The following is an 8,188-nucleotide window of genomic DNA, read 5'->3' on the forward strand; positions in this document are numbered from 1 at the left end:
ATTCAATTATTAATAGGGTCGAATTATAACTTTTCAAGGTTAAGCTGTTGTTTTGAAAAAGCTTACTGAAAGAATGCTCGTCAGGTTACTGAAAAATAAAAAAATATTATTTAGTCACAAGTCTATTGGTCGTTTTCCAATCCTTCATGGAGGTCTGCAATCACCTCTCTCGCCGACTGAGGTTCAAGCTGTCCTCGATACAACAAGGCCTTCATCTGTTGCGCATCTTCCGCGATTTCTTCCCTTCTACCATCGATCTGGCGATGACGCAGAATGTCGATCAGCATCTCCTGCTGATCCGACGGTAGGTGCAACACCACATCGATGGCTTCATCCAAAGTCACGGCGTCTTTCATCATGACCATCAACCTCTCATCACACTCAGACGGCAAGCCGTTTGTTGCAATCACTTTGCACTACGCTAACAGCCAGAGGCCCGATGGGCCATCAACACAGCGTATCGCATCCGCCTGGCTCTCTAACCCATAGCACCCCGCCCAAGATATCCCAACACCCGCCGCACATACTGCTGCGTCTCCCGATACGGAGGAATGCGGTTGCCATACTTGGCGACCGCACCCTCACCGGCATTGTAGGCCGCGAGCACGAGCTTCAGATCGCCCTCAAAACGATCGATCAGCACGCGCAGAAAGTCAACACCGCCCTCGATGTTCTGCGCTGGGTTCCAGACATCACGCACACCAAACCGCTGCGCCGTCACTGGCATCAACTGCATCAGACCGCAGGCCCCCGCCGGAGACCGTGCGCGCGGATCATAGGCCGACTCAGCACGAATCACGGCATGGATCAGTTCGGGGTCCAGACGATGCCGCTCAGCGGCGGCCTCGATCAACCCCGCATAACGTGCCCGGCGCTCGGCGAGCCGTCCTGTGAGCTTCGGCGTGCGAATGCGGCAGCGCTCCGGTTCGCTGGTCAGGGTACGGATCATCAACGTCGGGGCTGATGCGGTCGTTCCTGCGACCGCTTCCGTTTGGGAGGGTCGGCGCGCCTGTCGATGCCAAGTGCGCAGCAGTTCGTTCGCCCGCAGTGGGCGTTCAAAGGCGATGTCATCGACAACCCGCTCTGCTGCGGCAATGGGCACCCAAGCTGCGAGCGATGCGGTGAGCCCGATACTGCACAGAAGCGGTGCCGAGGAGAGGACTTGTCCTCGGGCGACCGCAACAATGGCTTCAAAACCATCATCAACCGCCACCCAAGTCAATCGATGCTCGCGCTGTTTCCGAATCATCAGGCGCCCTCAGTTCAGGTCAATCACTGAGCGCACTCTAGCCAGCCTGTTCACGCCGGGCGACAGCCAATCCTCAGCGCTTAGGCGAGCTTTCCTGACCTGGGATTGAGAATGCTTGGGTCGCGTCAAATCATCCGCAACGGGCTGAGCTTTCCTTGCTGCGGCAATCCCGAACTCGCCCTACCCTCTGGGATTTCCACTGCCCCGGAGACCGCGCATGGCCACTGCCTTAACTGCTCAGAAACGCCGCTTCTCGAAACCAGTCCTCGACCAGACCTTGACCATCCACAGCCAGAATGCCCAGTACGTGCTGCAGCGCGGCCATTCGTTCGTGCTCGTGGTCAAGGCGCTGTATGCGATCTCGGTGGTGCTGCGCATCATCGGTGAAGAGTCCGACATGGACCAGATCGAGGCGCTGGTCTCCGAGCGCATCGAGGCGGTCGCCCAAACGCTGCAGGACGAGCATGCAAGGCTGAAGGCACTCGCCGACGAGGAAGGCGGCGTGCCAGTGCCGCGCTATACAAATCCTCGTGAGGTCACGTTGCAGCTCTCCTCGCCGCAGCTGGCCCATTATGTTCGCCTGGTGCTGTTGTTGGACAAGATCCTGATGCTCCTCGATGGGCTCTGGTTCGCCGGCCTCCTGAGCAACAAGCAACGCAAGGATGCAACCCACAGCCTGCGTCGCCTGGTCTATGGGCTTGGACGCTCGATCATTGATCTGGAGCGCCGCGCGCGCGAGTCGGCACGGCGTGCGGGTAAAGATGCCGAGCTGCTGGCGGCCGATGACGCGGTAAACGCGTTGACGTTGGCGACGGGCTCGTTGGTCGATGTCGACGAGTAGGGTGAGGATGAAGCGTCCTCGCAGGACGATGATGAGGGTAATGCTGTGACGGTTGCTCCGCGCGAAGCCTCTGAGACTGATCCTCAAACTTAAGATCTTCGGGCTGACGCAGATGGCTCAGTCAACGGTCCGCAGGTCGAGGCCTGACTGCAGAACCGCGACCTCCTGCCCCGATTGATCGCTCATTATCCGACAGCGATTGCTCCACAGCCGTTGTGGATAACCCTGTGCGCAGTCCTGGTGACAGGTCCAAAAGCATCCGCCAAATCAATCGCTGCGGCTGGAATGGTCAGTACATGACCAGCATTGCGGTCTGCTCGCAGCAGGCGGCAGATCGCTTGCCAACACGCTCGCAAAGAGCCCAGCTTGCAGCAATCCTGAGCCGCGAGGGCGCCGATCAAAGCTTCAATCGACGCCCCACCCCACCGCTCACGCAGTGCTCACCATAGGCCTGCTCAAACGCGACGATTGCCGCATCGCCGGTGCAATGAGTCGGCAAGACATCGGTCACCCCGAGCACCTGCAAGGCCTGCACGGACCTGGCGATCTCAGCATCATTTGCGTACATCAGATGAAAGCCACCGATCGCCCAGCGGATCGGCTCGCCGAGCAGCACCCGGCCGCGCTCGACGATCTGCTCCATACCCGGATGGGCGCAGCCACTGATGGCCAGGGTGACGCCGCACAGGTTGAGGATCAGCGCCTGTTCCGGCGGCTGGCTGTCGAGCAGACCGGTGGAGAACAGGCCAGGTGCCAGGATCTGCGGCTCGGCGCCGACGACGAGGACCTCGCGGCAGAGACCGTGCAGATCCTGGATCAGGTGTGTGGAGAAGCCCTCGTGCAGCACGACGCTGAGCGCCGGGTTGGCCTCAAGCACCGAATCCAGCCCACCCATGTGATCCCAGTGCGGATGGGACAGGAACAGCTGATCGACAGAAGCCATCGAGAGGCCGAGGGCGGCCATGTTCTTCAGCAGCACGCGCCCGTTGCTGCCGGTGTCGAACAAAAGGGCTCGCTCGCCGGTCTCGATCAGCGCGGCGAAGCCCCAGAGCGCGGTCAGTCCGGCAGGGCTCGGCCGATTGTCGAAGAGGATGGTGAGGCGAAGGTTGGCGGTCATTGGGGTGTCCTGTTGTTGGCCGAGCGCGTTGTCAGTCTCATCAGGTGTTCCCTGCCGCCGATGCGGCGGGGTTCAACGCCGGGGCTCAGCAATGATGCATGCGGCTTGGGTCGGGCAGCGATTGACCAGTCTCCTGGAGCCTCGGCGCCGGCTGCCACAGTCTGTCGGATTCGGTCTTTGGTCTCGATGCCGTTCGCCTGTCGCGTGCTGCAGGGCTGGATGCCATTCACCGCCCCAACACCATGAGGTACGACCATGCCGCCTATGCGAGCATCCTGGCGCTTGGCATTGATCGTTTTCGGCGTGACGCTCTGCGCGGCCGCCTGGGCGCAGCAGCCCTGGACGCTGAGCGACTTCTACGATGCGCGCCATGACATTCGTGTGAGAATCGCGGTGGTGAAGAACGCGCAGGGCGATCAGTTGAAGCTCCATGCCGCGAGCAATGAGTCGCGGGTCTGGGTGACCTTTCTGCCGTCCGCGAAGGCCCCAGCGCTGGATTCGTCGGCGAGCCTGGCTTGGTGGTGGGGCGATGGAGGGCAGCGCCGTTCGCGCGAGGCAGTGACGCACCAGCTGGCGCAGCGCAGCGGTGAGCCGCCCTCCTCGCTCTATCATGCCGGCGCGCATTACGTCTCGTTCGTGCTCGAGCATGCCGATGGGCTGGACGCACCAACAAGTCCCATCGCTGCGCTGCAAGCCTGCGCGGACAGGCTCAGCTTGGGTTATCTCGATGCCGATGGCAGGTTCGCTGAGACAGCATTCGAACTCGATGGCGCAGCGGCCGCGATCGCTGAGGTCGCAGGCGTCGTTCGTCGTTGAGCATCATCGGGCGTTGCTACTCCACCTTGGGCTAGGTCGACAGTCCAGTCCTTGAAGGGCGGTTTCCCCTGCTCAAGCTGACGGCCACGCGTTTCTCAACCCAGCTCGCCCTGGAGGCCAGCCTTGCATCCCCTACTGCGTCACTGGCGCTTCCTCAGCGTTGGCTTCCTGCTGGTCGCCTTCTCCGCCGTCGGCCAAACCTTTGTGCTGTCGCTGTTTGGCGGCGAATGGCGCGCGACCTTTGGCCTCTCGCATGGGGGGCTCGGGCTGGCCTATTCCGCTGCCACCTTGCTGAGTGCCCTACTGCTGATCGCGGCCGGACATCTGGTCGATCGGGTGGCACTGCCTTTGATGATCGCCGGCGTGGTGCTGGGTGCGGCACTCGGCAGTGTCGCACTCGCACTCAGCGTCGGGGTGCCCGGTCTGGTGCTGGGCTTCTTCCTGCTGCGCTTCTTCGGTCAGGGGTTGATGACGCACACCGCCCAGACGGCGGTGGCACGCACTTTTCGTCAGCATCGCGGCAAGGCGGTCAGTCTGGTGGCGGCCGGCTTTCCGGTCGCGGAGGCCATCGCCCCAATCCTGGTGGTTGCCCTCGCCGCAGCGCTCGGCTGGCGCACCACCTGGTGGCTGATTGCGGGGCTGTTGGTCCTGCTGACCGGGGTCTTGCTCGCGCTGCTCGGGCGTCATTTCCCGGGGCGTCCCAGCCTCGAGGTCGACTCATCCGATGAGCCCGCGCCCTGGACCCGCGCGCAGGTGCTGCGCGATCGACGCTTCTATCTGATCCTACCGGCGCTGATGGGCGCGCCGTTCATCGCCACGGCGGTGTTCTTCCATCAGGTGCCACTGGCCGAGTCCAAGGGCTGGACCCTGGCCTGGCTGGCGGCGAGCTTTCCCGCCTTTGCCGCGGCGCATCTGGTGTCGCTGTCGTTCAGCGGTCCCTTGATCGATCGCCTCGGTGCACGTCGGCTGCTGCCCTGGCATCTGACGCCCTTGTTGTTGGCCCTGCTGGCGCTGGCGCTCGCTGATGGGCCTTGGTTGGCGCCACTCTATCTTGGCTTGGCCGGACTCGGGATGGGGCTGGCCAACAGCCTGATGGGCGTGATCTGGGTTGAGCTCTATGGCAGCACCCACCTGGGTGCGATCCGCGCCTTGGCGCAGTCGGCGATGATCTTCTCCACTGCGGTGGCACCGGTGTCGGTGGGTCTGTTGCTGGATGGGGGCTGGAGCATGGAGCGGGTCGCGTTGCTGCTCGCCGGGATGGTCGTGCTGGCCTCGCTGCTGGCTTGGCAGGGGTTGCGGCGGTGAGTGTTGGTTTTCATGCTGCCGTTAATCCAGAACGCCAACAGCCCTGTAAAGCGCCCGGGTCTGCGGTCACGGTCGATCTCGGAGCGCACAGCAGAGAAGCCCGCTGGCAACCAGTGGATCTCATCGAGGTAGATCGGGCGCATCGCCCAACCATTGGCGGGCCAGGGTCGACTTGCCGCATTGACGCGGCCCGAGCAGGGCCAACGCGGGGGCTCGCGAGAGTCCGCGTTGCAGCGCCTGCTCGGCGAGGCGTGGGATGTATCCATGCATTTTGATCATGGTGCATTCTGATTTGCATGGTTCTATGATAATCCAACGCCGATGATAGCCTATGATCAAACCCGTCTCCAGCAGTCTGCAGTTTGCCGCACGCTTTGCCCTGGTGGGGCTTGTCGTGGGCAGCTACGTGGCCTGGTCAGCGATCGGCGACGGCTGGGAGTCCTTTCCTGTTTACTCGAGCACGGCCGCTTTTGTCACTGGCTTCGGGCTTTGGCGCTGGTTGGTCGAACGTCGGCAGGCAAGACGCTGCCGAACGGGTCTGTTCACGGGCGCGCTCGCCGGGCTGCTCTCACACCTGCTCTGCTGGTGGCTGTTCATCCTGGATGCCTGGGTCGATGACCCCTGGCTCGCCGCTGGAACCTCTGCGGGCGAACTGCCAATGAACCCGCTGCAGGGGATCATCGGAGCGGTCGTCTTCAGCCTGTTTAGCCTTGCGCTCTTTGGCTTGCTGACCATTCCAGCCGGTGCCTTGATCGGCTGCTGGATGCTGCGCAAAGCGGGTTCGGGTTCGCGTTAACCCAATCTCGCGGCATTCAGCTGCCGGGGGTATCGCATCGCCATGGCTGTTAGGTGATCGGCAGCCAGTGCGATGGGCGGCTGCAACCTGCCACGCCTACTCAGGGATCACGCCAGCTCGGGGCATGGCGCTCTGCGCTGGGGATGATAACGGCATGATGCGGAGCGAGGAGACGCGTGGGAGTAACATGAAGTCACATACCTGAGCGAGCGTCAGCGGTGACGCGACAACATGAACACTGGAGACAACCTATGGGACTCTTGAGTGGCCTACTCGGCAACGCCTCCACCATCGATCCCGCCCAACTCGCAGATGAACTCGAGCCGATCCTCGCCGCTGAGGAGACCATCGAGGTCGCCTTCAAGGTCATCCGCGATCAGTTCATCTTCACCAACGCGCGCCTGCTGCTGATCGACAAGCAGGGGCTGACCGGTAAGAAGGTCGAGTACCTGTCGATCCCCTACAAGGCGATCACCCGCTTCTCGGTCGAGACTGCGGGCCATTTCGATCTGGATGCGGAGCTGAAGGTCTGGGTCTCGGGGGCCAGCGAGCCGGTCTCAAAGACCTTGCGCGGTGCGGATAACGTGACCGAGATCCAGAAGGCACTGGCGACGGCGGTGCTGGCCGTGCAGTGAGCGACGCCCTCAACCGCCCACTGGCACTGATTCGCCTCGCCGGACTGCCGCTGAGTCTGACCCTGCTGTCGATCCTCGCCGGCAGCGTCATCAACCGCGTGATGGTGGTCGAGCTTGGCCTACCGGTGATCCTGGCCGGGTTATTCCTGGCCATCCCCTTGTTGATCTCCCCGGTGCGCATCTGGCTTGGGCATCTGTCCGATGCCTATCCGCTCTGGGGTCGGCGCCGCGAGCCGTATCTGATCGTCGGTGCGCTGCTGGCCGGCATCGGGGTGGCACTGTCGGTAGCCTTGGTCGTGCACACCCCGCCGCTGTTCAGTCCGACCGCAGCGCTGATCCTGTTCGGGCTGCTGCTCTATGGCATCGGGCGCAATCTCACTGGTAATACCTTTCAGGCGCTGCTGACCGATCGCTTCGAGGCCGGAGTCGCGCGCTCGCGGGCGGTGAACCTCTATGAGGTCGTCAAACTGCTCGGGATGGTGCTCGGCGCCGGGCTGCTCGGGCTGGCGTTGCGTCCCTACAGTACCGAACGCCTGGTGCTGGTGGTGCTGGTCCTGTCACTGCTGGCCATGCTGCTCTCGGTGCTCGCCAGCATCGGCCAGGAGCCGCGCAGCGAACGGCTGCGCGAGGCGGCCGAGCAGGCCCGCGCGGGCGCCTTCTGGCCGCGCTTTCGCCAACTGGTCTGGGCCGATCCACAGGCGCGGCTGTTCCTGGCAGTGATCGCGCTAACGCTGCTCGGCACCCAGATGCAGGATGTGCTGATGGAGCCCTATGCTGGGCTGGTGTTGGGGATGGACGTGGCCGCGACCACGCAGCTCACGATGTTCTGGGGCATCGGGGCGCTGGCGGCGATCCTGGTCTCCGGGCTGGTGCTGATCCCCTGGCTCGGACTGGCACGGCTCTACCGGCTGGGCATCGGGCTGTTGCTGCCACTCTTCGCTGGTGTGGTGCTGGCCGGTGTGCTGCAGGAGCCGCTGTTGCTGCAGCTGTGCGTGCTCGGGCTTGGACTGAGCACCGGACTGGCCGCCGCCAGTCTATTGGCGCAGACAGTGGACTTCACCAGTGCGCAAAGCGCCGGGCTCTTGCTGGGGGTGTGGGGCTTGGGTTTTCAGCTGGGCCGCGCGCTGGCCAACCTGCTCGGCGCCGGGCTGGTCGATGGGCTCAATCGCGTCACCGGCGAGGCGGCACTGCTCGCCTATGGCGGCGCCTTTGCGGTGGAATGCGGGTTCCTGATCGGCGCCCTGCTCTCGTTCGAACGCTTGCGGATTGGAGCGGCGCGAGTGGTGAAAGAGGCTTGAGCGGCAGGGCGAAACCGTTCTACGCCTAACTGACGCACCTTAGAAGCACTTACCCTCGGATCTGGACATTTCCGCGCGTCTGGTTCAAACTGCCGGGCAATGTTGATTGGCGAGGCGGCGCGATGAACCTG

The 8,188-nt window shown here is 63.1% G+C and carries 10 protein-coding genes; 6 read left to right on the plus strand and 4 right to left on the minus strand.

Going from position 1 to position 8,188, the window contains the following annotated elements:
* Positions 1-122: 122 nt before the first annotated feature.
* Complete coding sequence (locus CCR96_RS02585) at positions 123-359, minus strand: hypothetical protein (RefSeq protein ID WP_242518377.1); 237 nt, start codon at positions 357-359, stop codon at positions 123-125.
* Positions 360-478: 119 nt separating this feature from the next.
* Complete coding sequence (locus CCR96_RS24350; protein ID WP_242518378.1) at positions 479-1,249, minus strand: lytic transglycosylase domain-containing protein; 771 nt, start codon at positions 1,247-1,249, stop codon at positions 479-481.
* A gap of 217 nt (positions 1,250-1,466) precedes the next feature.
* On the opposite strand from CCR96_RS24350, the gene CCR96_RS02595 reads away from it, so the two are divergent.
* On the plus strand, positions 1,467-2,090 hold the full coding sequence (locus CCR96_RS02595) for a hypothetical protein (RefSeq protein WP_242518380.1): 624 nt from the start codon (positions 1,467-1,469) through the stop codon (positions 2,088-2,090).
* 397 nt (positions 2,091-2,487) lie between these two features.
* Here CCR96_RS02595 and CCR96_RS02600 read toward each other — a convergent pair whose 3' ends face one another.
* Positions 2,488-3,207 (minus strand): MBL fold metallo-hydrolase, encoded by a 720-nt coding sequence (locus CCR96_RS02600; protein ID WP_201216585.1) that lies wholly within the window; start codon positions 3,205-3,207, stop codon positions 2,488-2,490.
* A 255-nt stretch (positions 3,208-3,462) separates the two neighbouring features.
* Here CCR96_RS02600 and CCR96_RS02605 point away from each other — a divergent pair, with 255 nt between their 5' ends.
* Both CCR96_RS02605 and CCR96_RS02610 read left to right on the plus strand, forming a co-directional pair.
* Positions 3,463-4,023, plus strand: coding sequence for a hypothetical protein (locus CCR96_RS02605; protein ID WP_201216594.1), 561 nt, complete (start codon positions 3,463-3,465; stop codon positions 4,021-4,023).
* A gap of 123 nt (positions 4,024-4,146) precedes the next feature.
* Positions 4,147-5,328: an MFS transporter gene (locus CCR96_RS02610; protein ID WP_201216601.1), complete on the plus strand. Its 1,182-nt coding sequence runs from the start codon at positions 4,147-4,149 to the stop codon at positions 5,326-5,328.
* A 120-nt stretch (positions 5,329-5,448) separates the two neighbouring features.
* Here CCR96_RS02610 and CCR96_RS02615 read toward each other — a convergent pair whose 3' ends face one another.
* Positions 5,449-5,607 carry a hypothetical protein gene (locus tag CCR96_RS02615; RefSeq protein ID WP_201216606.1) on the minus strand — a complete coding sequence of 53 codons (159 nt, stop codon included), beginning with the start codon at positions 5,605-5,607 and terminating at the stop codon, positions 5,449-5,451.
* Positions 5,608-5,659: 52 nt separating this feature from the next.
* Here CCR96_RS02615 and CCR96_RS02620 point away from each other — a divergent pair, with 52 nt between their 5' ends.
* The 3 genes from CCR96_RS02620 (at position 5,660) to CCR96_RS02630 (ending at position 8,057) form a co-directional block, all read left to right on the plus strand.
* The gene (locus CCR96_RS02620; RefSeq protein WP_201216613.1) at positions 5,660-6,124 is read left to right on the plus strand and encodes a hypothetical protein; all 465 of its coding nucleotides are present in this window, start codon (positions 5,660-5,662) and stop codon (positions 6,122-6,124) included.
* 251 nt (positions 6,125-6,375) lie between these two features.
* Complete coding sequence (locus tag CCR96_RS02625; protein ID WP_201216622.1) at positions 6,376-6,759, plus strand: PH domain-containing protein; 384 nt, start codon at positions 6,376-6,378, stop codon at positions 6,757-6,759.
* The gene (locus CCR96_RS02630) at positions 6,756-8,057 is read left to right on the plus strand and encodes an MFS transporter (RefSeq protein WP_201216631.1); all 1,302 of its coding nucleotides are present in this window, start codon (positions 6,756-6,758) and stop codon (positions 8,055-8,057) included. Before CCR96_RS02625 ends, CCR96_RS02630 begins: the two co-directional genes overlap by 4 nt.
* Positions 8,058-8,188 lie beyond the last annotated feature (131 nt).

This window comes from Halochromatium roseum (assembly GCF_016653315.1).
Lineage (GTDB): Bacteria > Pseudomonadota > Gammaproteobacteria > Chromatiales > Chromatiaceae > Lamprobacter > Lamprobacter roseus.